19 protein-coding genes and 2 pseudogenes are annotated in these 23544 nt (G+C 42.5%); 10 read left to right on the top strand and 11 right to left on the bottom strand.

Annotation, left to right across the window (positions count from 1 at the left end):
* Positions 1-6: 6 nt before the first annotated feature.
* On the bottom strand, positions 7-1122 hold the full coding sequence (locus CWO08_RS09270; RefSeq protein WP_107898745.1) for an efflux RND transporter periplasmic adaptor subunit: 1116 nt from the start codon (positions 1120-1122) through the stop codon (positions 7-9).
* A gap of 200 nt (positions 1123-1322) precedes the next feature.
* Between CWO08_RS09270 and CWO08_RS09265 the strand changes: the two genes are divergently transcribed.
* On the top strand, positions 1323-1937 hold the full coding sequence (locus CWO08_RS09265) for a TetR/AcrR family transcriptional regulator (protein WP_102432624.1): 615 nt from the start codon (positions 1323-1325) through the stop codon (positions 1935-1937).
* Between the two features lie 49 nt (positions 1938-1986).
* On the opposite strand, the gene CWO08_RS09260 is transcribed toward CWO08_RS09265, so the two are convergent.
* Complete coding sequence (locus tag CWO08_RS09260) at positions 1987-2883, bottom strand: LysR family transcriptional regulator (RefSeq protein WP_108020333.1); 897 nt, start codon at positions 2881-2883, stop codon at positions 1987-1989.
* 179 nt (positions 2884-3062) lie between these two features.
* Here CWO08_RS09260 and CWO08_RS09255 point away from each other — a divergent pair, with 179 nt between their 5' ends.
* Complete coding sequence (locus tag CWO08_RS09255) at positions 3063-3368, top strand: monooxygenase (RefSeq protein ID WP_055320113.1); 306 nt, start codon at positions 3063-3065, stop codon at positions 3366-3368.
* 48 nt (positions 3369-3416) lie between these two features.
* Complete coding sequence (locus CWO08_RS09250; protein ID WP_102432627.1) at positions 3417-3791, top strand: hypothetical protein; 375 nt, start codon at positions 3417-3419, stop codon at positions 3789-3791.
* 90 nt (positions 3792-3881) lie between these two features.
* Here the strand turns inward: CWO08_RS09250 and CWO08_RS09245 are convergent, their stop codons facing one another.
* Complete coding sequence (locus tag CWO08_RS09245) at positions 3882-4400, bottom strand: lipocalin family protein (protein WP_048669028.1); 519 nt, start codon at positions 4398-4400, stop codon at positions 3882-3884.
* Positions 4401-4662: 262 nt separating this feature from the next.
* On the opposite strand from CWO08_RS09245, the gene CWO08_RS09240 reads away from it, so the two are divergent.
* Positions 4663-6306 carry an amidohydrolase gene (locus tag CWO08_RS09240; protein WP_258185310.1) on the top strand — a complete coding sequence of 548 codons (1644 nt, stop codon included), beginning with the start codon at positions 4663-4665 and terminating at the stop codon, positions 6304-6306.
* A gap of 143 nt (positions 6307-6449) precedes the next feature.
* A complete protein-coding gene (locus tag CWO08_RS09235; RefSeq protein ID WP_108020331.1) occupies positions 6450-7145 on the top strand; it encodes an outer membrane beta-barrel protein in 696 nt (231 codons plus the stop codon).
* Between the two features lie 229 nt (positions 7146-7374).
* Here the strand turns inward: CWO08_RS09235 and CWO08_RS09230 are convergent, their stop codons facing one another.
* The 3 genes from CWO08_RS09230 to CWO08_RS09220 all read right to left on the bottom strand — a co-directional run bounded on the left by CWO08_RS09230 (position 7375) and on the right by CWO08_RS09220 (position 10802).
* Entirely contained in the window at positions 7375-8031 is a 657-nt protein-coding gene (locus tag CWO08_RS09230; RefSeq protein WP_108020330.1) for a hypothetical protein, read from the bottom strand.
* Positions 8032-8399: 368 nt separating this feature from the next.
* Positions 8400-9881 carry a serine protease gene (locus CWO08_RS09225; protein WP_102432860.1) on the bottom strand — a complete coding sequence of 494 codons (1482 nt, stop codon included), beginning with the start codon at positions 9879-9881 and terminating at the stop codon, positions 8400-8402.
* A 441-nt stretch (positions 9882-10322) separates the two neighbouring features.
* Complete coding sequence (locus CWO08_RS09220; protein ID WP_108020329.1) at positions 10323-10802, bottom strand: hypothetical protein; 480 nt, start codon at positions 10800-10802, stop codon at positions 10323-10325.
* A gap of 302 nt (positions 10803-11104) precedes the next feature.
* Here CWO08_RS09220 and CWO08_RS09215 point away from each other — a divergent pair.
* From CWO08_RS09215 to CWO08_RS24370, 3 genes and pseudogenes are all read left to right on the top strand, one after another.
* Positions 11105-12366 (top strand): annotated as a pseudogene (locus CWO08_RS09215) (amidohydrolase family protein).
* Between the two features lie 159 nt (positions 12367-12525).
* A complete protein-coding gene (locus CWO08_RS09210) occupies positions 12526-13758 on the top strand; it encodes an alpha/beta fold hydrolase (protein WP_108020328.1) in 1233 nt (410 codons plus the stop codon).
* Between the two features lie 12 nt (positions 13759-13770).
* Positions 13771-13863: pseudogene (locus CWO08_RS24370) on the top strand (GNAT family N-acetyltransferase); the annotation flags it as partial.
* Between the two features lie 57 nt (positions 13864-13920).
* On the opposite strand, the gene CWO08_RS09200 reads toward CWO08_RS24370, so the two are convergent.
* The 5 genes from CWO08_RS09200 to CWO08_RS09180 all read right to left on the bottom strand — a co-directional run bounded on the left by CWO08_RS09200 (position 13921) and on the right by CWO08_RS09180 (position 20733).
* Positions 13921-16134 carry an AAA family ATPase gene (locus tag CWO08_RS09200; RefSeq protein WP_108020327.1) on the bottom strand — a complete coding sequence of 738 codons (2214 nt, stop codon included), beginning with the start codon at positions 16132-16134 and terminating at the stop codon, positions 13921-13923.
* A 223-nt stretch (positions 16135-16357) separates the two neighbouring features.
* On the bottom strand, positions 16358-17371 hold the full coding sequence (locus tag CWO08_RS09195; RefSeq protein WP_108020326.1) for a manganese-dependent inorganic pyrophosphatase: 1014 nt from the start codon (positions 17369-17371) through the stop codon (positions 16358-16360).
* Between the two features lie 391 nt (positions 17372-17762).
* The gene (locus CWO08_RS09190) at positions 17763-19196 is read right to left on the bottom strand and encodes a hypothetical protein (RefSeq protein ID WP_108020325.1); all 1434 of its coding nucleotides are present in this window, start codon (positions 19194-19196) and stop codon (positions 17763-17765) included.
* A 287-nt stretch (positions 19197-19483) separates the two neighbouring features.
* Positions 19484-19936: a septal ring lytic transglycosylase RlpA family protein gene (locus tag CWO08_RS09185; protein ID WP_102480192.1), complete on the bottom strand. Its 453-nt coding sequence runs from the start codon at positions 19934-19936 to the stop codon at positions 19484-19486.
* Between the two features lie 305 nt (positions 19937-20241).
* A complete protein-coding gene (locus tag CWO08_RS09180; protein ID WP_105059226.1) occupies positions 20242-20733 on the bottom strand; it encodes a VOC family protein in 492 nt (163 codons plus the stop codon).
* Positions 20734-21173: 440 nt separating this feature from the next.
* Between CWO08_RS09180 and ahpC the strand changes: the two genes are divergently transcribed.
* Together ahpC and ahpF are read left to right on the top strand one after the other, a co-directional pair.
* The gene (gene ahpC / locus CWO08_RS09175) at positions 21174-21731 is read left to right on the top strand and encodes an alkyl hydroperoxide reductase subunit C (protein ID WP_016798107.1); all 558 of its coding nucleotides are present in this window, start codon (positions 21174-21176) and stop codon (positions 21729-21731) included.
* 199 nt (positions 21732-21930) lie between these two features.
* Positions 21931-23523, top strand: coding sequence for an alkyl hydroperoxide reductase subunit F (ahpF, locus tag CWO08_RS09170; protein ID WP_108020324.1), 1593 nt, complete (start codon positions 21931-21933; stop codon positions 23521-23523).
* Positions 23524-23544 lie beyond the last annotated feature (21 nt).

Here is a 23544-nt window from a genome sequence, read left to right as displayed (position 1 = left end):
TATTCCCTATTCAGCAGCAGTGCTTACTGGCTTCACGGTTTGGCCCGGAACCAAGCGATGTAAACCACTCGCAATAACCTGCTCACCATCTTCAATCGCACCACTCACGTACGCTTGTTGATTGTTAGCAAACAACACTTGAACACTTCTACGTTCAACCTTGTTGCCATCGCCAATCACAAAGATATTCCACACACCGCGCAAGCCATCAATCAAACCCGTTAATGGCACCCAGTAACCTTGCTCATCAATCTGTTCATCAAATTTAAGGTACGCAAGTTGACCTTCTAAAACAGACGCTTGTTCGGGGAAAAGATAACGTAAGCCGACACTCCGGGATTGCGTGTCGACCATGGCTCCCGGATTCAACAGCTCCACGGCATAATCTGTACGTCCAACTCGAATGTTAGGGGAAGAAAGTGAGGTGACTTTTTGCATTTGGTGAGCAGGAATACCGATGAAGGCTTCTTTGCCTTCCGATGCCAGCAATGTAAGAGTTGGATTGCCGACATTGACCACATCGCCGAGCGATACAAAACGCGTTGCGATGGTGCCCGAATACGGCGCAAGAATCGTCGATTTAACCAATTTTAGGTCGTTACCTTTTACCGAGGCGTCAATGCGCAGTAAGTTAGCCTGTAACACACGTTGCTCACTGGTTAGTGAATCAATCTCCGCTTCGGCACTGAAGCCTTTCGCTTTCAATGAACGTTGACGTTTTAGGTTCGCCGCAACAAGGCTCAGTTGAGCTTTCACTTCTTCTGCTTGCGCTTTTAGCTGGCTCGATTCAGTCTGTAACAGTTGAGTGTCTAATCGAATAAGGGGTTGACCTTCGGTTACTATGTCACCGACATCAACCAGAATCTCATTCACTTTACCTGCCAGCTCGAAACCTAAATTAGCTTGCTGACCTGCCTTAACCACACCAACATATTCACGCTGCACTGCATAAGAGGAAGACAGCGCTAAGGCCATCGTTTCTACAGTTAAAATGGTTTGGACGCTCGAAGCCGTTTGATTGGTTGAATCAACCGAATCTTGGGCTTGTTCCTTTTCGCCACATCCAACAAGAAAAGCCGATAGAGACAACGCCACCGCACTTCCTTTCATCAATTTATACATACTTCCTGTTCCTATGCGGTACTCAATCCTATTCTTTTTTTAGACTAACCAAACCAAACTAGACTGTCTAGTTTGATTGTGTTAAAAGTAAGTTTCATCGTTAATGATTGATAAAACCATCACAAAAAGCATAATGCTTAACGCAGAACGAAATGCATTGAACTGAGCAACACCAAGTACCAAGCAATGAGAAACAGCACGTGACTAAAATCATCAAGAGTGAACAGAAGAGATCGCAGATCTTAACCGCAGCAAGCCAGCTTTTCTCTGAGCATGGCTTCAAGATCAATATGGATCAGATAGCCAAAGCGGCGAACGTTTCCAAGCAAACGGTCTACTCTCACTTTAAAAATAAAGACGAACTTTTCGAAACCTGCATGCAAACCAAGTGTGCAGAGCGCGAACTTAGCCCTGCTGCCTTTGATATGAATGCGGCGGTGGGTGATGAGTTGGTGAAATTTGGTGTGAAGTTTCAGGATTTGTTACTTGATGAACAGTCTCGACAAACCTTTCAGAACGCGGTGAGTCAATCCAACACGCACCCAGAAATTGCCTCTATTTATTTAGAAACAGGGCCACAGAAGACCACTAAGTTACTCGCTGATTACTTGCAGACAAAGATAGAGTCTGGCGACTTAACGCTCTCTTCTACAAGCTCGCCAATCATAGCGGCACGTCAACTGTTGCTGATGTTTCATGGTAAGTCGGCGTATTGGTCGTTCTTCGGCCACGATAGCGGCGAGTCAGAAGAAGAAAGGCTTCACTACACTCGTGAATGTGTCGCGCTATTCTTGAACGGCAACCAGCCTCGTTAATAGCTCATAGCTCATAACTCATAGTTCATAGTTAAGTTTCTCATAGCACTTAGTTCGCATTCTGGGCTGATTCAAGAAGCAGTTCGTAGAAACGTTTTGCGGCTGGGCCTGTCTTCGCACCTTTCGGCAGAGTCAGATGCAGCGGCACTTGATAGCCACTGCCATTTTCCACGTTCAACACAGTGAGCTTGTCACTTCCTCGGCTATCGACAATATGTTTAGGTAGCCTGCAATACCCTACACCCTGCTCTACCGCTCCAAAGGCGTGGTCAAAATTATCGACCGTAATACGCTGGCTCGACTTCAACCAACCCACATCCTTTTTCTCGCCCAGTTTTTCAACCGAGCCTAAATCTCTCACCACTATTTGTGGTAGCGACGACAACTGGTTGAGCGATATGGATGACACGTTAGCCAACGGGTGCGAACTGGCTACAACGGGCTCCATATTGGTAAACCCAAAGGCTTCGGCCGAGTAATTGGTAATTGGCAGGTTGATGATGGCAACATCGGCTCGTTCTTGAGTGACCATTTCAGTGGTCTTCGACAAGGATGTTTCAACCACTTGGATTGAAGTGGTGTTGTTCTCTGCCATAAACGCAGCCATCGGCTTATAAAGACGCTCAAGGCAGCATAGGTGATCAACTGCGACCACAATTTCAGATTCCACACCCTTTGCTAACTGCTCACTGATCAGCTCAAGCTCTCGCGCTTGTTCCAGCATGCTGCTCGCCCTACGCAATAAGGCTTTGCCATCTTCCGATAACACTGCCCTTCGACCTTCAACCTGAACCAAAGACACGCCCAATTGATCTTCCAGTTTTCTCAACGCATAAATCAGCGTGGTGTGGCTCTTATTCAATTGCAGTGCCGCCGCCTGAATGCTGCCAGCACGGTCTATCTCATAGAGTGTTTGCCATTGGTCGAGGGTGGTCTTTAATCTCATCGGTCTAAAATCCTGACAGTTAATGGCAATATTATGAACTTTCCTGTCTGTTTTTTACAGGTAATATCTATTTCAACAGGCAATATAAATCTCAACAACAAACGAGAATGGCTTGTTTGTCTTAAACACCTATTTTCAGCGGATTTTGTTAAACGAAATTTGTTAAACGGAGAAACACCATGAAACTACTGCAAGTTGATTTTGAATTTAACGGCCCTTTCGGTGAAGAGATGTCGAACGCACTCGTCGACCTAGCTAAGTCCATCAACAACGAGCCGGGCATGATCTGGAAAATCTGGACAGAAAACCAAACCGAAAAACTGGGCGGTGGTGTCTACCTTTTTGAAGATCAACTCAGTGCTGAGGCTTACTTAGCCATGCATGCCGCTCGCTTGAAAGAGATGGGCGTAGATGAAGTTCGCGGCGTGATTTTTGACGTGAACCAGCCATTAACTACCATTAACAAAGGCCCAATCAACGGCTAATGGAATGAATAAAGAATTAGCGAAAGGCACGAGATAGAGAGATAACAAATGAACAATAAAACGTTTTTAAGCCTACACGGCATCATTTACGCAGGTTTTGCCTTCGCGTTGTTTTTTCTACCAACGGTCATGTGGCCTATGTACGGCGTGGAAATTAATGATAAGTACGCTTATTTTCTCTCTCAACATACCAGTATCTTCCTTGGTGGTATTGCAGCGATAACATGGTTACTGCGAGATATTGAAACGGGAGTCAGTGCCAAGAAACTCATCCAAGGCTTGGTTGTCACCAATATGCTCGGTGCGATCATCACTCTGTATGCCGCTTTCACGGGCATCTTTGTTGGCTTTGGTTGGAGCGACCCAGCGTTCTTCCTTTCGCTATCAGTACTGAGCGTGTTGCAAGTGCGTAAGCAAGACTAACTCTCAGATAATTAAAAAGGCACAGAGAAGTTCATCCTCTGTGCCTTATCAATCATCACTCAATCACTCTCACCAATAACAGCGATCGGTTTATTGGGTATGTTCCACAACGATCAGCTCATCGGTATTGAACCCACGCTCTTTCGACATCGCTTTAAACTTTTCCATCACTTCAGGTGCGACTTCAGGCGTTCTTGCTAGTAGCCATAAGTAATCAGTGTCGGGCCCAGAAACGAAGGCGTATTGGTACCCTTCCTCTTCCAATTCAAATACCACATAGGCACCATAAAACGGACCGAAGAACGACACTTTTAAGTAACCTTGGTCGCTACCTTCAACAAAGTACGCTTTGCCTTCTGCCTCATTCCATTCGCCCTCTTCAGCCGAATAACCGCGGTTAATCACTTTCACGCCGCCATCATCGCGTAGGCTGTATTCAGCGCTCACATTACTTAAGCCGCGCTCAAAAGAATGGTCTAAGCGAGCCACTTCGTACCATTTCCCTAAGTATCTATCCAATTCAAACTGCTGAACTGGCTTGACGGTTTCTGGCATCCCCACGCATCCACCCAACAGAATGACACTCAGCAGCAATAATATTTTCTTCATCCTAACCTCGACTCGATAAATTTATTCGTTATAGATAACCCTATACGTTAACTTTAAAGGAAAGTTCAGTTCTTACTCTGTTAATCAGTGACTTACCTAACATTTATTCGACAAACGTAAGTTTAACTCTTTAGAAATAAAACTTAGATTCAGCCAATCAATTATTCTAACCTTACAATAGACGGGGAAGTTATTAATGTGAATCACTATGAAAATGCACTCAAAACTAAAAGTACGACTATTAAAACAACTCGTTTGTACAATGGGTTTGGCTACATCATTAACAGTCACAGCCTCCGATAGTCGCGTTTTTACTGACGCGATCATTTATGGTCACTATGAATCCAACAGTATCGTCACGCAGAACGGCAAGATTTCTTTCATAGGGAGTGAACAACAAGCGCGACAATTTGCTAGCTCTGACGCTGAATTTATCGACCTAAAACAAAACTTCGTCCTTCCAGGATTCATAGACAACCACAACCATGTTTTCGAAGCGGCCTCAGAGCTGGGTGGCACCTGTGAACTCGATTCTGAAGCAACACTCGAAGAGCAAATCCTCTACTTAGAAGCCTGTAAGATCAATGCTGATACCGTTGGCAGAGGTTGGCTAATGGGTTATGGCTTTTCTTTGGAATCGACTCTCGATAGCGATTCTGAATACACACCACTTGAGATCATCGACAGTGTCTTCCCCGATCGACCAGTCGTGATCATGGAGCAGACTTCACATTCAATGTGGGTTAACTCCAAAGCGCTAAAAATCGCCCGAATTAGTCCGCAATCACCAGACCCACAAGGCGGAGCATATTTAAAAGATCCTGCAAGCGGTAAGCTCAATGGCATCTTACTGGACAACGCCGGTGATCAAGTCATGGAAATGGCGTGGAACAGTCAAAGCGAGCTCTTTGAGCAGAGCTACCAAGGCTTAATGTACGGCCTTGAAGAAGCGGCTGCCCACGGCATCACCACCATAGGTGACGGTAGAATGTATTGGAAGCGCGGTTGGTATGACGTTTGGCTAGAAGCCGAGCAAAACCAAGATCTCACAGCACGCGTCTCATTGCGTCCTTGGGTTTACCCTTCCATGGCAATGCCTTCTCAGCTCGAGGTATTCGAGAAAATGTATTCCGATAACAAAAGCCGCCTACTACTGGTCGAACAGGTGAAAATGTACAGCGATGGCATCTTCATTAATGGCACAGCAAAAACGCTTGCCCCTTACTTAGATACCTATTTACCAAGCTCTCCTAATGGCTTGAACTACATTCCACCAGCACAGATGAAACAGTGGTTAACGGCCCTAGAAAAAATCGGCTTTAGCGCTCATATACATGCTATTGGTGACGGTGCGGTTCGTGAATCTTTGGATGCCATAGAGAGCGTGCGTAAACAAGGTTCGCAAAAGCCATACACGTTAACCCACGTTGAATTGATCAATGATGAGGACGTTCCACGATTTAAACAACTTGGCGTAACTGCAGATTTTCAAGTCGGCTCTGATTACGTTGCAAGGCATCAACACCAATGGGCGGAAGCTTTCCTTGGCGCCCGCCGTGCTAAAGCCATGATGAACCTCGATGCAATACTCAAAACCGACGCCAATATCACTCTAAGCAGTGACTGGAATGTTCACGACATCAACCCTTTGGTCGGAATCGCAAACAGCTTAATCATGGGCAAAACAGGCCTAACCGATATCTACACAGCCATCGACGCTTACACTCTCAACGCAGCCAAGAGCCTAGGAATTGAAGACGTAACAGGTTCTATTGAAGTTGGGAAGTCTGCAGATTTCGCCATTCTAGATAAAGACATCACCACCTTGTCAGCAAGAGGCATCGCCAAGACTCAAGTATTGATGACTGTACTGCGTGGCGATGTGGTGTATCAAAATGGTGAATAGATTTTACAACCAACAATAAGCAACATTATTCACCACAAGAAAACAATCATTACATATCATTTTCAGAATGTTAGTTTCCGCAACAGACAGGTTAAATAAAGTAATTACAATGCCGCAACTTTTTACAAATAATGAAGTTACACATGAAGAAACATTTAATTTTACTTGCTGCGTTAACGTCTTTACCTGCTGCTGCGAATGACTTCTCTTCTATCTCATTTGGTGCTCAATATGGCATTGATGATGGCCTATCTGACTCAGTAATTGGGCATGCAGAAAGTAGCCTTGGTGGGTACGGTCGTTTATCTTGGAATTTCTACGACCATATCTTTGCTGACTACAACATCAGTTATAGCTCATTTGATGGCCCTAGCTTTCAAAGCCAACATTTTTCAACAACAACCTATGCTTCAACAACAAAGCAAGATTTCGGCATCGGCTACTACTTTGAGTTAGGCTCTTATTCACCTTATATAAAAGTAAACAAGACGTCATTTAAACAAAGCTACAAAGGTACAACCGGAAGCTCTACTCCTGGCAAAAATGGTATAACACCACCTGATATATCTGATGCGAGCTACACCGCGGATGGTTATGGTTTAGAGCTAGGCTCTTTCATTCATATGAGTGAGAATTGGACACTGAAAGTTTTGGGTAGCATTAGTAAGCTTGAAGAGAGCGGTCAGGACATTGACTTATACGAAACGTATGCCATTTCCGATACGAAATTCGGCAGCAATTGGGCTTTTGAAGCAGCTCTCGGCTATCGAAAGCTTAAAGCTCAAGGTGCCAACTTAGGCGAATTCATGCCACAAGTTGGTCTAAAATACGATTTTTAAATCTCTATTTAATAGAGGCTTATAAACTGAATGCTATATAGCTCATAACCTTTTTAATAAAAACACGATTCTGAGTTTTCTGTGGCATCTCTATATGTACATAAACTTCGATAGACCTAAAAGGGTTGGTATTTATTACCAACCCTTTTTCATTTAATACTAAATTAGAATGTTCAAATGAATATGGGCCAGATTATTAATATAAAAATCCGCTCAAACTTTCACACGATTAAATAGCGTAAAATTTGACAAGACGCTCACTGTAACCCAAATTAGCCGGGGTATGATTAATTTCCACTGTAATATTACCAGAAAGCTCACCGTCGGCCTTATATACAGGGCAAGATGCTAGATCTGACAAGTATGACTCTTCCGTAGGTGCACTAAAGTAATAGATTTTTTGTAGGTTACATTCACCTACCTTCATTCCCAACGCTTCAACTTCCGAGCGTTGACGGTAATAATGCGGACCAATGTCTAGAAGATATTCAGGGTTATGGGTATAGATCTCGCTGGTATAACGCTCAGAAAATTCACTCTCAGCAACGAAGTTTTCATTCTCCATGCTATAAAGAATGTTCAAATGCCAATAGATTAGCTCAGACTCATCACTCGTTGATTGACCCGGTTTTGAATACACACATTGGATCTGACTATGAGGGACTTCCAAGCCTTGATTTGCTTGGATGTTATTGCGAAGCGTGTTGATCCCACAACGATGCAAAGTAAAGCCATCTTGCTTCATCGATTCAGTCACTTGATTCATCGATTGGTATTGAACGTAGACACCTTCAGGCGATTCACCGGTGATAACATTACTATTATCAGCATAAGTAAACGGACTTAGGCAGGCGGTTACAGACACTAACGCTATTGTTTTTTTCATTATTATTTTTCCTTTATGATTGGCGGCAGGAAAATAACTCAAAAACAAAATATGCAATACAGTGCTCATTGATATTTGTGATCTTGGTTAAAGCAATGATTACTTTTATGAATATTAAAGTTTGGTGTCGGGTATATTTTTATATAAACAGGATTAAACGCCTCAAAAAAATTATGGATTTATATTAATAGAATTACCTTATAACAATTAAGGAAATGGTATTTACTATTAACATATTAGATATTTAAAACTATCAAATATCACCACCATCTCCATTTTTATTAATCATTCTGTTTAATTATAATAATCAAAAGCGAGCCTAACCGACTCGCCTTTATTATGAATTTCGTAAACTGACTTCTCGTTGATTATTGAGACTCTGACAACAACAGGGATAATCCGGAAAAACTTCGGAACGCATTAATCATGATATAGAGATCTTCATCCGCCATAGGCACCTCGCAGCTTTCAAAGTTGCCAGAGCGATAAGGTCGGCAATCGTAAGTACTTTTCGTTGGTTGCGCGCCAGAACGAATATAGAGATCGGCGTCACCCACTCCTTGCTTGATAGTTGCAGTTACATCACTGGTACGGTTTGCGGCTTTGAGCACAAACAGTTTTTGTTGGCCGGACGTCGCGGCGAGATCGGTTATTAGGCTTCCTAAAGTCACTTCTGGGATCTCATTCTTAGGCTCACCAACTGAGCCGTTAGGTAGCTCGTCATTGAAATACGAAGCCACTAATGGCCAAATTTTACTGATTTTTACGCCTTGGTTTTCGCAGCCTCCGAAATGATGCAAAGCAATGGCTTTGTTGTTATCGGTTCGCAGAACAGGTGACCCAGACGAGCCTCCAATCGTGTCACAGAAATAGCCAGTATCCGTATTTAATCCTCGCCCATTCGCTGAAGCCACATCGATCTGACACAATCCTGAACCATTTTGATCACTCTCAATAGCGAGCTCTTTCGGCTTACCCGCCCCGTGTTGAGGAATGTAGATACCATCGCCAAAGATTGGCTCTTGAGCATCCAAGCCTAGATAACCAAACGACTCAATTTTTGAAAAATCATCAACGGTGAAAAGTGTGTAATCCAAATCATAATTGGTGCTGAGTATCTTACTTCCCATGACTTTAACCGTGGTGGCCATAGAGCCGTCACAAGTACGGCGCTGATAGTTAAACCATACCTCTGTATTTCTCAGTTCTGATTCTGATGCGACACAGTGGTTATTGGTGAACATATGGTTATTTGGCCCAACTCGCCAAGCGGTACACAAACTACGTCCATTGATTAATAGCCTTGCAACGGGTGTTGTCCAAGCCACCTTACCTGGATGAGACTCTTCCCAACAGGCAACATCTCTGCGCTCGTTAACGCCACATGTCGATAGTGTTGCCAATGCCTCCTCATCTGCACTCTTACCCGCCATGTAGTAGTCTATCTCGAATTCAGGGTATTGGCCGTTTGCGTTTGGCATCGCCTCAATCAACATGGTGTCACCTGAAATAGACTGAGCAAACCAATCTGTCTGACTCTCATGATATTCAACACCCTCATCACTGGTGCTCGAACTCAAGCGCAACAGGCTACCTTTGGGTATAACAAGCGAATTGAAATGAAGCTTAATGAATGACGCGCTCGCGTGTTCAATTTGCTGCGTGTATCGATCGCCCGATGTTTCAGTCAACGTTTGATGTGACAGTTGATACATCACTTCATCAGCAATAACAGGTAGGTGTGGTTGAATCGAAAGCTGTGGCTGAACTAGGAGCTGTGGTTGCGCATTTACGAACGAAGAAAATAGACATGTTGTCGCTAACCCAAGGTTAGATAAGATTACTTTCATTAGATTTCCTATATCGATTTGTAGTGTTCCCTCCACAAACATATGCGCTAATAAACAATATGACACAAAATGCATATTTTATTTTCAGTAAAGAAATCTCAACACCTAAAGTACACTCTAATATTCAACAAGATAGAAATAATTAGTATTGATTCACACCACTCTGACTGTACAAATTGGTGTGCGACTTGAACACAAAAAGAATCATGGGTAAGCAGCGTATTTTGCTATTCTGAAGATAGTTTCGGCAGAGCTATACTCTTCATATAGTCAATAGAGAAAGCCTTGAACTGCCACACTTAAAACTGCGTGGATTATTAAATAAGTAAGAAATCGATAAATGGAATGCAGGTAAACAGAAACCAAAAAGGGCTAGCAAAACTGCTAACCCTTCTCAGTTGAGAGTTCGTTTCAAACTCCCGATTTCTATTCAACTTTCGCTTACGCTGTCTTTTCATTCAAGTTTGCGTCTTGCTTATCATCAAGAGCAAAGTAGATCTTCGATACAATCACTTCGGCAATCAGAATCGTAAATACCACAGCAAAGAACGCAACCACACCATTCCAAGGACCAGTAAAGCTCACCTTCTCACCGAACAACAAGTTAATCGCTTCTAGCATCACGAATTTTGAACCCACTAAAATGATGTAAGTGGTGATTGCTCGGTAAACCTTAGGTGCGGTGCCCGGCTTGCTTTTGAAGTGCTCAGCAATCTTGTGCTCTAAACCAATAGAGAGCTTCAACAACAACTGCAACAACAACGCCGCAATCAAAGAGATAGTGAAAGATTCAATGTTTACAAAGTCCCAGTACTCATCAAAGAAGTTAAGAACCACTAAGTCCACCAGCACAGCTAACGTGTAACCAACGAATAGACGTTGTGGTGTATTGAATCCGTAAACTTTGTCTGATTTAGTCATTCTGTTTCTCTCTAATTGGATAAGTAACCTCGATTTGAAATACATCTTAGCGTTCGAATCGAAGCAAAACTTACCATTTGATGACACCACAACCATTCCATTCGAAATTATTAGTTTTTATCGATTCATCATTTCTCACACCAATAATTCGCTTCCCTCTATAAAGCAATTTTCAAAAATATAGAAATGCACCAAAAGATAACTCTCATCATTGCTTGTCACCAAATGGCCATTTTTCAAATACTGCCCGCCATAAGATAACTCCATCAGCGACACACTCTCATTTCCAAAAGGTGCAGACTATGAAAAAGCTAATCACTAACGCGAACGTATTTAACGGTGTTGATAACAACCTAATCAAGAACGTATCAATTCTTATTGAAGACAACTTGATTACACAAATTGGCGAGGTTGATACAACGTTAGCGGATGAAATTATCGATGCTCAGGGTGGCACGGTAATGCCAGGTTTGATTGATGCGCACGTTCATATCACGCTATCTGCACCTTTCAATGTGATTGATACCATGACACGTGAAGAAGTGGCGATTCGCTCGGCGAAGATTTCAGAAGAGATGCTGATGCGCGGCTTTACCACCATTCGTGATGTAGCGGGTAACACGCTTGGCCTTAAGAAAAGTATCGATAACGGCTACGCAACTGGCCCACGTATTCTGCCTTCAATGGCGGCGATTTCACAAACTAGTGGTCACTCAGATTACCGCCAGAACCAAGCGCAAGAACGTTTAGCTAATGGGCACGAAGACTCGCCAATGATGAAGCTTGGCGCATGCGAGTGGCCGATGGCCGTTCAGAAGTATTGAAAGCGGTACGTGAACAACTGTTTATGGGCGCGTCACAAATCAAGATCATGGCAGGCGGCGGTGCATCATCAACCTTCGATCCACTAGACACATTACAATTTACTTCTGACGAGATGGAAGCCGCTGTGCAAGCCGCTTCAGACTACGGTACTTATGTTGCTGCGCACATCCACACTTCTGATGCGATGCGCAGAGCTGCTGAAGCAGGCGTGATGTCTTTCGAACACGCGACCATCATGGACGACGACATTGCGGAGATCATTAAAGAGAAAGGTATTTGGGTGATTCCTTCTTACTTTACTTCTTCATTGATTGCAGAGCGCAAGATCCCGTTGCCAAATGAAGAGACATACCGCAAGACAGAACGCGTAGGCAAAGCCATGTTCAAGTCAGCAGAACTGATTAAGAAATACGACATCAAAAACATCGCTTTTGGTACTGATTGTGTGGGCGAAACCAATGTTCACGCGACCCAACTGAACGAACTAGGTGCGATTGAGCAAGTATTCGACATCATCACAGCACTTCGTATGGCAACATCAAACTGTGGACGTTTATTCGAGATGTCAACTTACCAACACCCTTATCAAGAAGGCAAACTAGGCCAAATCGTTGAAGGGGCATATGCCGACCTATTGATCATCGACGGTAACCCACTGGAAGGCGTGGCATGTGTGGCAAACACCGATACACAGAAACTGATCATGAAAGACGGTAAGGTGTACAAAAACACGCTTTAGCGTTCAATATTCACTCACTGAGTAACTAAAACTCAAAGGCAGGCAAGCGAACTTTTTAGTCGCTTGCTTGCCTTTTTGTTAAGCGTTGTTTTATTGCTACTATTAAACACAGGCTATTGATTCAATGATGGAACGAGTTGATCTAAGGATGAAAATGTAATGAAGCGATTACTTACTGTGCTGCTAATCAGTTCAGCACTGTTCGGGTGCAGTAACTTTAGAAACCTATCCCATGAGATAGATGCGATCGACTCCATTACCAACCAATACCAACTCATTTTGAGCCAACCCGCCTCAGGTTCGGCCGTGGTGATTGAGCAAATCAAAGACATCAATAAAAGCGAAGTGGATGGTTACGACGGAATAATCGCTAGTGACCGTATCGACTTACAGCTATCGAACAACATCCATTACCTACTTGTCTTTGAAGATAAAAATCAAGACTTAACCCTACAAGCAGACGAAGCATTCAGTGTCATTAACCTTCGTAACCATCAAGACAAATCCACAATAGAAGTATCCCTAGAAGTTAATGAAAATGAAGTCCCAAGCGCCTTTGTTGATCGTTCATTATCCTCATTACTGAAAATTGAGTTAGACCTCGTCGATATAGGCACCGTGGTGGATTTATCGGATCCTCCTTTTGAGAAAGGCAATGCAAAACTCGGTATGTGGCAACCACTCACATTCTTGCTCGAAGATAATGCAGGGCTCTATTTTCTATCTGAATATGATCCAAATAAAATCCCAATCTTATTTGTGCACGGGATCAATGCCACCGCTTTAGATTTCGCCCCTCTCATTGAAAAAATCGACCAATCTAAATACCAAATATGGGTGTTTAACTACCCTTCTGGCCTGTCTTTATCTTTAAATTCGAAAGGCTTGAACAATCTGTTACATACGGTTGTAAATGAATATAAGAACCAACAACTACATGTTGTTGCCCACAGCATGGGCGGGCTTATCGTCACCAACAGCATTCGTCAGTGCCGAATTGGACAGTTATGCGACTTTGTAAGCAGCGTGACGACCATCTCTTCGCCGTTCGGTGGTGTTGAGTCAGCTAAACAAGGGGTTGAGTACTCCCCCGTGGTAATGCCTGCATGGGTTGATTTAAACCCAGAAGGTAAATTTATCGCTGACTTATTCATTGATAACAATAAGATTCAAATCCCTCACTTCCTAGCCTTTGGTTATAACTCGGGCGAACTGTTTAATACCAGCAGTAACGATGGCGTCATTAGCCTATCAAGCCAGTTGTCGCGCCCAGCTCAATTGAATGCTGAGCAAATTCTTGGTTACGACGAAAACCATTTAAGCATTTTAGATAACGACGACCTGTTTGAAGATCTTTCTGAGTTTTGGTTGAGAGCAGAGCAAACAAATTGATCACAACCTTTAGGCGCATTAGACGGCGTGGGTGAATCGACTTCAAGCATCTCTGACCCTTACGCAAGTGAGCGAATGTGGGGACACCCTAGCGAGCAAGTTTAAGATAAATCAGATAAGAAAAATGGAACGCTCAGGCGTTCCATTTTTGTTTTGTTTTGTTTAAGCGTAATAAGCATCGTAATGTGGCTTATCATTAACCTTGATTGCAGTAGTAACAATATCCCATATCTGAGCTAATTGTGGTTGGACTGCAGCAGGAAGTTGCATGCCTACCTCTATCGATTTGGCATGGCATTTTTCATTCATGTACTCGTACAAAGTGTTAGATTGCACTTCAGCATCAGCAGCGCCTTTTAAGAAATGCAATGCAATGTTATCTACACCGTGTTCTCTGAATTGAGTTAGGTTGAACCTGAATGAAAAATAGACTTCCATCACTTTTCGGACATACGACTGGACCGCAACAGCATCAAAATTGTACGGCCTTTCAATAGCTTCCTTAACTTTACTGATCAAGTAAGCATATTCAGAACGATGCTCTTTTAGTAAGTCAGGTAGGCGATCAATACGTGATTCGTTGTCTTTTCTGTTGATTAGGAAGTACCTTGTACGCCTAAAGTTTCCTTCAACTTCTTTATAATGCGATAACCACATCTTAACCAAGTTGAAGAATTCAAAGTTATGTGTAGAAATAAAGAGCTGTTCTACTTTGTCATGATTTAACTTACTTTTTATAATGCCAAGAACATTGTAGATGTGGTTTGAATCAAGGCTACAGATTGGGTCATCGATGTAGACAATTGGTTGAACGCCCTGAAGAGCTTCATCTTCCAGCTGTGTTATGAAGTAAGCAAAAGCAATAGCTGTACGCTCACCATCTGATAAATGCTTAGCTTTACGTTCTTCACGTATAAACTGATATGTCCCTTCGATTAATTTTATAGTTATATCCGTCTTACCAAAATACTGTCTTAGATTGTCATTAAGCTTTTCAGCGCCTTCATTGATATTGTTTAGTTCAGCTTCAATAACCTTAATACGTTCATTCTTAGTTCGAATATCGTTTCCTGCATTTTTTGTAACTATATCTAATGCTTCAATTTCAGTAAGTGCTTGTGAATGGTTGTAGTCTTGCGTTTCTTGGTAAACATAATGGCGTTTAATTGTGTTTATGGCGTTAGTTTTCTCTGTCGAATGATTTGATGCCCTCTCGTTATGAACAAATATTGGAGCATTAATTTTTGCCAATAAGTCTGTTGGATCTGGTAGAGGATAATCAGAACCATTAAACGGGACGACCTCTGCCATTTTGCTCTTCTTATCTTCCAGTAAAGCTACCAATGCATTTTTTACAGCTTCAAATTCAAGTTTAATAGGTTCAGCCTGGTCTTTTAGGTCGTCAAAACCAGTCTGAAGATCTGTGTACAAATCCCTTTTGTCAGGCATGCTAGATGTCACTGATTTACCTAAAATGTCAGCTATGGCGCTTTCAATTCGTTTGCTTAATGTTTTGTAGGTATCTGAAAAGTAGTTATTCAACTGCTCTAATCGCTCTACAGTCACCTCTGATTGGCAAAACTGGCATGTTGTTGTTCCTTGGTGATGATCTATACCTTTCTCAACCCATTGTTTTAATGCATGGTTAGCTTCTAACTCCGCAATCGTAATTTGCGTAACGGATGCTGCTAATATTTCCTCAACATTAGATAGCTCCGTGATCATATTTGGAACGGCGATTGTCGCTGTGGTTACACTTGAAACAGCATCAGATCTTGCAGTTTCGAGCAATGCACCTAGTTCTTCTGCTGTCTTTAAATGTAATACATCAGCTTCAAGTAGCATTGGTTTAACATTTGCGGCATTAAACTGCGCTGTACCAAGAATATTAAGCTGTTTTACATTTCTGCCTACAGCCGTTAAACGGTTATTACGCTCAGTTGTTTTTGTAGCTGATTTTATGATGCTATTGGCTTTGTTGTTCTCTAAAGCCGGAACCTCTTCTCTAAGACGCTTTAGTTCATCTTCAAGATCAATATTCCTCTCACCAACGATAAGAACAGGATCAACACTTGATTCATCGAAATCAACATTTTTTGCGATATAGTCTGAATTGAAAACACGAAGGTTATCTACTTTCTGCAGAGCGTTACTTTTGATTGAATTACCATCATGTTTATTGATTTCAAAAGAACCAGTCTCAAAACCTTCAGTTTTCTCACCTAGCTCGATAGATCTGAAGATCCTTGATAGTGTTGTTTTACCCGAATAGTTAAAGCCATATATCAAATTGAACTGATGAAATGATTCACCACCAACTGTTTTTGCATTCTTGAAAATTCCGAAATCTTTTATAAACTTTATGTTTTTAAACATGAACTTACTCCGGCCTGTTTAGTCGGAATATTGTATCAGTTATATTTTTTGCGGGTGTGATACGTGACAATTATCATCATTATTTAATATGTTAATCATCCTCTATAATCGTTCAATTAATAGGGAAGCACCAACACGCTTTTGTCCAAATCCCATTTAGACGCCCAAGAATCAAAAAAGGGATTGGTATCTCTACCAATCCCTTCCAAAGTTCTCTTAATACTTACAAGCTCTCAATTGCCTTTTGAACTGCAGGGCCAATCTGACGCTTACGTGAGGTTACGCCTTCCAAAGTCAACATGTCGCTTGTTGGTTCAGCGTTGAAAGCCGACTTGATGACTTGATAATCGCTTTCGTCCACCCACAATAGGTTCGCTTCTTTGTTCTTGGTATCTGTGATTGAGAAGAACAGATGATCTAAGCCGTTCTCTTCTTTATAAGACTTCATTGCCGCCAAAAGCTCGTCTTTACGGTCAATCAGTTGTTGAGCGGTTAGCGTTTCAGCGACACCGATGCCCACCTGTTTTCCACCATATTTAAAGTTTTTGTAATCCAGAGTCAGAATGGTTTCAGAAGAAAGGTGGCTAAGGTCTGATTTAGCAATCAACATTTGTTGGCCGAAACCTTCGATATCCGAAATGCCTGCAACCTTCGCCAACTTCTCTGCATATTCACGATCATGCTCAGTGGTGGTTGACGATTGGAATACCACAGTATCAGAGAGAATCGCGCCTAAGCCGACACAAGCAAGGTGCTTAGGTAAAGTCACATCGAGCTTTTCAGCGTTATCAGCCAAAATAGTGGCAGCTGAACCCCAACCTCGGATATCCATCTCGACAATTTGTGGGGTGTTAATCGGTGAGCCACCAATAGCGTGATGATCAACCACAGCAACAATGGATGATTGATCGATGGTTGGCGCTAGTTGAGTCACTTGGTTGAAGTCCACCAGCCCTACTCGATATGAAGAGTAATCTGTCTCTATACGTGGTGATTCCGCATTACAGTAGTTTAAGATAAACGTCGATTCAGGGTTGATAGGCTCAGGCACTGTCGCCGTACCACCATAGACATGAGCCGCAAGCATCGCAGACATAACCGTGTCGCTGTCTGGGCTAAGATGCCCGATCCATACGAGATCTTCACTGTTTTCATTGGCAGATTGTTGCAAGCTAAAAGCAAAACTTGCTGAACTGAAAGACATGATTACGGCGGCAACGATAGGTGTTAGCTTCACGGGTATTTCCTTATTTGGATTCGTTTTAGAACTCCATACGCTAGCCCTCAAAAATTTCAGAATCGTGTCAGCTATGTTTCAGATTTACTTCAATCAGTAACGAAATGTAATTCCCCTACCCTTTCCCATTGTTAGCCAAGCTACACATGATTTGGGATTAGGTCAGCTTTTCATTATTTCACAATGAATTTTAATGAAACTCAGTGAAATCAAATTTAAGCCACTGATTTAAATTAAGGAAAAACACGTAAGCCAAATACTAAAAATTAGAGAATCTTATCGGAATTTGATTAGAAGAAAGCACAAAAAAGGCTGCGAAAGCAGCCTTTATAGTATATGTATGAATGTTATGCTCTTGCACTTCAAACGGAAAACCGAATGCTAAATAGGTTTAGCTTGAACAGTTAGCCTCTGACAAATCAGATTCAGACGTACCACATTCCGTTTTATGAGTGCCGTCTTTATAATTTGTGAGACGTTCCCAGCCCCCATCACTATTATGGCTAGTCATCACTTGAGTCGGATTTTCTCTAAACTCATTTTTCACGCGAGACCAGGAATCCGCACCATGCCCTTCTTCACTATAGAAGTCGGTATCAATCACATTACGAACAGGAGTTAAATCTGATGCAGTGATAGTGTCTGTGACGCCAATCAGGTGACTGAACCCGCTATCGTTGCCATCGTCATAACTGTGCTCTGAATAACTAGTAAGATCAGAACCATCATAATCTTTCGTAACTAAAGCCTGAACCGTGAGAGTATTACTTAAAATAAGGCTACTACAATCACTCCAGTCTCCAGCTTGGCCATATACGGTGTTACGAACCCCTGACGAATCCTGAGAGATAGTCTCCAGCCATTCACTCACAGAGCAATAGTAGTCACTGCTGGCCATATCCATAGATATCGTTTTTTCAATATTAACGCCATCTCGAACCGTTGTTTCCATTGAGTGCCTATCATGAAGCTGAACTTTACTATTGAGATCATCAGACATTACATGAGTTTCTGACTCAGAGTTACCGTTAGACATTTGCACGAATTGGTAGCGATACCAGACATCCTTATAGTTGTTATTAGAACTATCCCATTTGCCCATGAAGTATTCGACCCAAGCAAAGTCTGCTTCTGGGTATTGATTGATTAGTTCCCGTGTATCTGCGTATGACTTTTGTAATCCGGGAACAATATCTTGAGCAATTTGATGCACTTCATCATTACTAGACTCAATATAATCACCATACAATTCATCTACTGTGATGTTGTAGCGACGAGCAACGTGAAGTTCTTGCTCAGTTAGACGTTCAGCTATGTCGTCTCTCAGCTCTTGTTCTTCTAGCAAAGACTCACAAGAAAGCTCCTGAGAAGTACTTTCGCGTAACTCTTTTTCTACTTCATTCCAAACCACAGAGGTTAATGGTGTTAAGTTGTATAGCTCTTCATCTGTACTCAACGCATATTGAGGAGGTATTACCATCGTATAAGCGTCTTCAATTGGAGTATCAGGAAAATCAGTATCGATAGCACCTTCCGGAACATCTACCACAATAGGAACGTATTGCGCGCACTCACGATAAGTTGATGGTATATCTAAACTAAAATCGCCCTGTTCTTTAGTGACAACACTAGGTTCATTGGCATCCAACTCATTATTGAAATTCAGGTCGAGATAAACCGTAGCCCCAATAATATAGCCATCAATAACCTTCCCTGAAATAGAAGAAATATTGGAATCTCCTCCACTGTTGTCACTACCGCCACTCCCACCGCAACCAACTAAGCCAACGGCAAGCCCACAAAGCATAAGCTTCTTCATTTTCATTTCGATCGACACCTAACGGTTAATATTGTTATTGTTATTGTTATTGTTATTGTTTTCAAAGTAGGTTGACACTTACTCGTGAAGCAATATATAGATTTTCAATACAACCATATGATGTATTGATCACATCGCGATAAAAATGAATGTAACTTTATCTAGTGCAATTATCTTTTATTAATCATCTATTCCTTACTACTTGAAACAAAGTTAAGAATGGCCCTAAACAAAAAAGATCGGTATCTCTACCAATCCTTAAGTTTCACTAACCAGTTCAGGCTCAGAGGCAATTAGTGTTTGTACCTGAAGGTATTGCTGTCATCAACAATCTCGATTTTGACAGGCAAGGTGCCCTGCTTAACATTGCCGATTTTTGCAAATGCCTTGTGCGAAAGGTCGATAACTCGGCCTTTTACGTAAGGGCCTCGGTCATTAATTTTCACATCGACCGACTTGTTATTGTCTGTATTGGTCACTCTCACGATAGTGCCGAAGGGTAAGGTTTTATGAGCCGCAGTATTCGCATTCATATTATACGTCTCACCACTTGCTGTGAGCCTTCCATGGAATTTATCGCCATACCAAGAAGCTTTACCAGCAAGAGCATGTGACTTGGCATATTCCTTTGTTTTGGAACTGCCGACAGCCGACGTTGAGGTGCATCCAGCTAATATCATAAGAATAAGAGCAGTAAAGATAATATGTGATTTTTTCATGTAATTTGGGGGCGCTAATCTGTGCATTTTTCTCTATTTTCGTTGTTATTGGTTAGCAATATAATGCTGAGTATAGTCACGGCTCAGCCAAGGCTACCATTCGGTATGATGGCGCAATGTTTTCATGAACAACGCTTTATTTCGTCATATTCATGAAAGGTTTTATCTTAGAAACGTCAAATTTAACAACACCTTAAATCTGTATCTTTCTTGAATACTTGATGTAGATAAGTCACCCAGCCAATCATCCAAACACAAAAAAGGATTGGTATCTCTACCAATCCTCTTTGGGGGTGTTTCGGTTTTCTACCTTATGCAAGGCAGTAACGCGATTACTCGTAATCTGTCGCGTACGTATCTTCGTATGAGTGAGAGTAGAATTCGAATAGGTTGCCAAACGGGTCTTCTAGGTAAACCATTTGTGCTTGTTTTAGTTCGTCTTCTGGGTGGTAACGGTGAATATCCATACGTACCTTACCGCCAAACTCTTCAACGCGCTTGATAGCTGAATGAAACTGCTCTTTTGGAAGCTGTAGACAGAAGTGGAAGATACCTAGACGAGAGAAATCAACGTTATGACGCTCTTCACGGTCAACCATTTCGAACAGTTCAACACCGATACCATCAGATGTTACTAGGTGTGCGATGTTGAAGCCTTTGAAGCCTTCGCCAAATACAGCAATACACATACGGCCGATTGCTGATTCGCGCTCTTCCATCACTTTAGTGTTGTTCATCACAACTCTTAGACCTAGAGCCTTTGTGTAAAACTCTACTGCTTGGTCCATGTCGCCTACCATGATGCCTACGTGATTCATTTTCATAACTTGCTCCAAATTCGTTTTTAATTCTGTGCTTTCCGAAGATTAGCTTCGGTGTTTCGTTTCGATGGAGAGAGTATATGGAGATGCGACGATTAACTGAAATTATCATAAATTATATTAATGATAATTTTTTGTTATTTACAATTTGGTATAACAACTCAACTCAACTCAACTCGCGTAAAGAAACCGTACTTCCCCTTACCTAAATAGAGAGCAACCTAAAAAGCATAGCTACTCAAATTGGGGGTGCTGATGTTTGATGGCTTTTGTTAATAGTTTTTGTTGATAGCTTTTACCGATAGTCCTTTCCTTTCAAAGATAGGATTCGCCTATTGAATCTATAGAAATGTCCGATTTCACTAATTTTCGGTGGCAATGCAATATATCTACATCGACGCGGGATAGCGTTAAACACTACAAATTAGAAAGAGAGTCAAATCATGATCAACACAGAAATCAAACCATTCAACGCAACAGCATTCAAAAACGGCGAATTCGTAGAAATCACTGAGCAAGACGTTAAAGGCAAGTGGGCTGTATTCTTCTTCTACCCAGCAGACTTCACATTTGTATGTCCAACTGAGCTAGTTGACCTACAAGACAAATACGCAGAGCTTCAATCTCGCGGCGTAGAAGTTTACTCAGTATCAACTGACACTCACTTCTCTCACAAAGCATGGCACGATACTTCTGACAAAATCGGCACTATCGAATACTTCATGGTAGGCGACCAAACAGGCAACATCACAAATAACTTCAACGTTATGCGTGAAGGTCAAGGCCTTGCAGACCGTGCAACGTTCCTAATCGACCCTGAAGGCGTTATCCAAGCAATGGAAATCACAGCTGAAGGCATCGGCCGTGACGCAGAAGACCTACTACGCAAGGTTAAAGCAGCACAATACGTAGCCGCTAACCCAGGTGAAGTTTGCCCAGCTAAATGGAAAGAAGGCGAAGAGACTCTAGCTCCATCTCTAGACCTAGTAGGTAAGATTTAATTCTAAGCCTATCTAAAAAGAACAAATAAAACGGTTCTACAGGCGCGCTTCGGCCTCCCTCCTAAAGGGCAGTTGCGCGCCACCCTTTCAAACCATTAAAACCACAATATTTGCCGACTTGCGCCCCCTTTTTATTTTCCTTTTTCAGCAAGAAGGTATTGGTCAATACCAAGACACAGAATTTAGAGCAGGCACGATTATGTTAGATCAAGCAATGAAGCAGCAGCTAAAAGCATACCTAGAAAACCTAAAAACCAATGTTCAGTTATTGCTGAGCCTAGATGACAGCGATACCGCAAACAAACTCCAAAACCTAGCAAACGACATCGCGTCTTTAACGGACAAAATTGAAGTAACACGCGATGATAGCGCAAGCACGCGCAGCCCTATCATGCAGGTAGTGAACCAAGAGAAAGGCACAGCGATCGGTTTCGCCGGTTTACCAATGGGTCACGAGTTCACGTCTCTTGTACTGGCACTGCTTCACAGTGGCGGTCACCCAATCAAGCTTGAAGCTGACGTAATCGAGCAAATTAAAGAATTAGATCAAGAGCTGAATGTAGAAATTTTCATCTCAATATCGTGCCAGAACTGTCCAGAAGTGGTTCAGGCATTCAACATGATGTCAGCGATTAACCCGTTGATTAAGACCACCATGATTGATGGCGCAGCATTCCAAGAGGAAGTGAAATCTCGCGATATCATGGCAGTACCAAGCGTGTTCATTAATGGTGAACTATTCGGTCAAGGCCGTATGTCACTGGCTGAGATCCTTAATAAAGTAGACTCAGGTGCAGCGGAAAAGAAAGCAGCAAACCTAAATCAACAAGCACCATTTGACGTGTTAGTTGTGGGTGGTGGCCCTGCAGGTTCTTCAGCAGCAATTTATGCAGCACGTAAAGGCATTCGTACAGGTGTGGTTGCTGACCGATTTGGTGGTCAGGTAATGGATACCATGGCAATTGAGAACTTTATCTCAGTGAAAGCGACAACGGGTCCTAAGCTAGTGGCTAGCCTAGAAGAGCACGTAAAAGAGTACGGTGTTGAAGTAATGACTGAGCAGCGCGCTGCCAACATCATTGCTGCAGAAGACACAGAGGATGGCTACATCCATGTAGAGCTAGAGAGCGGCGCAACACTGCGAGCGCGCACTGTTATTACAAGTACGGGTGCACGCTGGCGTGAAATGAACGTTCCGGGTGAGCAAGAGTACCGCAACAAAGGCGTTGCTTACTGCCCACACTGTGACGGTCCATTGTTCAAAGGTAAGAAAACAGCGGTTATCGGTGGCGGTAACTCAGGTATTGAAGCCGCTATTGACCTAGCAGGTATCGTGGAACACGTAACCGTACTTGAATTTGCAGACACGCTACGCGCTGACCAAGTACTTATCGACAAAGCGAACGCAACGCCAAACATCGAAATCATCAAGATGGCTCAAACTACACAAGTATTGGGTGATGGCAACCGCGTAACCGGTCTGGAATACAAAGACCGCAACACCGATGAACTGAAACAGATTGAACTAGCGGGTATCTTTGTTCAAATCGGCCTAATGCCAAACAGCGAATGGTTGAAGGGAACAAAGGTAGAACTATCACCACGCGGTGAGATTGAGATTAACGCTCATGGTGCAACATCAATGAAAGGTGTATTTGCAGCGGGTGACGTAACAACCGTACCTTACAAACAGATCATCATTGCGATGGGTGAAGGTGCTAAAGCAAGTTTAGGTGCATTTGACCACCTAATCCGTAACTCAGCTCCGGTTAAAGAGACTGAAACCGCTTAATCTTAAAACTTAAAAGCTTCT

Origin of the sequence: Vibrio sp. 10N.286.48.B8 (assembly GCF_003050085.1) — a bacterium.
Classification (GTDB): domain Bacteria; phylum Pseudomonadota; class Gammaproteobacteria; order Enterobacterales; family Vibrionaceae; genus Vibrio; species Vibrio crassostreae.
This window is presented reverse-complemented; position numbering and strand designations above follow the sequence as displayed.

What these genes read in the sequence shown, in the direction of transcription:
- CWO08_RS09250 (WP_102432627.1), top strand. Translation starts at nt 3,417, where the DNA reads ATGAACAATAAAACGTTTTTAAGCCTACACGGCATCATTTACGCAGGT.
- CWO08_RS09240 (WP_258185310.1), top strand. Translation starts at nt 4,663, where the DNA reads ATGGGTTTGGCTACATCATTAACAGTCACAGCCTCCGATAGTCGCGTT.
- CWO08_RS09245 (WP_048669028.1), bottom strand. Translation starts at nt 4,400, where the DNA reads ATGAAGAAAATATTATTGCTGCTGAGTGTCATTCTGTTGGGTGGATGC.
- CWO08_RS09235 (WP_108020331.1), top strand. Translation starts at nt 6,450, where the DNA reads ATGAAGAAACATTTAATTTTACTTGCTGCGTTAACGTCTTTACCTGCT.
- CWO08_RS09185 (WP_102480192.1), bottom strand. Translation starts at nt 19,936, where the DNA reads ATGCACAGATTAGCGCCCCCAAATTACATGAAAAAATCACATATTATC.
- CWO08_RS09260 (WP_108020333.1), bottom strand. Translation starts at nt 2,883, where the DNA reads ATGAGATTAAAGACCACCCTCGACCAATGGCAAACACTCTATGAGATA.
- CWO08_RS09220 (WP_108020329.1), bottom strand. Translation starts at nt 10,802, where the DNA reads ATGACTAAATCAGACAAAGTTTACGGATTCAATACACCACAACGTCTA.
- CWO08_RS09190 (WP_108020325.1), bottom strand. Translation starts at nt 19,196, where the DNA reads ATGAAAATGAAGAAGCTTATGCTTTGTGGGCTTGCCGTTGGCTTAGTT.
- CWO08_RS09200 (WP_108020327.1), bottom strand. Translation starts at nt 16,134, where the DNA reads ATGTTTAAAAACATAAAGTTTATAAAAGATTTCGGAATTTTCAAGAAT.
- ahpC (WP_016798107.1), top strand. Translation starts at nt 21,174, where the DNA reads ATGATCAACACAGAAATCAAACCATTCAACGCAACAGCATTCAAAAAC.
- ahpF (WP_108020324.1), top strand. Translation starts at nt 21,931, where the DNA reads ATGTTAGATCAAGCAATGAAGCAGCAGCTAAAAGCATACCTAGAAAAC.
- CWO08_RS09210 (WP_108020328.1), top strand. Translation starts at nt 12,526, where the DNA reads ATGAAGCGATTACTTACTGTGCTGCTAATCAGTTCAGCACTGTTCGGG.
- CWO08_RS09255 (WP_055320113.1), top strand. Translation starts at nt 3,063, where the DNA reads ATGAAACTACTGCAAGTTGATTTTGAATTTAACGGCCCTTTCGGTGAA.
- CWO08_RS09230 (WP_108020330.1), bottom strand. Translation starts at nt 8,031, where the DNA reads ATGAAAAAAACAATAGCGTTAGTGTCTGTAACCGCCTGCCTAAGTCCG.
- CWO08_RS09225 (WP_102432860.1), bottom strand. Translation starts at nt 9,881, where the DNA reads ATGAAAGTAATCTTATCTAACCTTGGGTTAGCGACAACATGTCTATTT.
- CWO08_RS09270 (WP_107898745.1), bottom strand. Translation starts at nt 1,122, where the DNA reads ATGTATAAATTGATGAAAGGAAGTGCGGTGGCGTTGTCTCTATCGGCT.
- CWO08_RS09180 (WP_105059226.1), bottom strand. Translation starts at nt 20,733, where the DNA reads ATGAAAATGAATCACGTAGGCATCATGGTAGGCGACATGGACCAAGCA.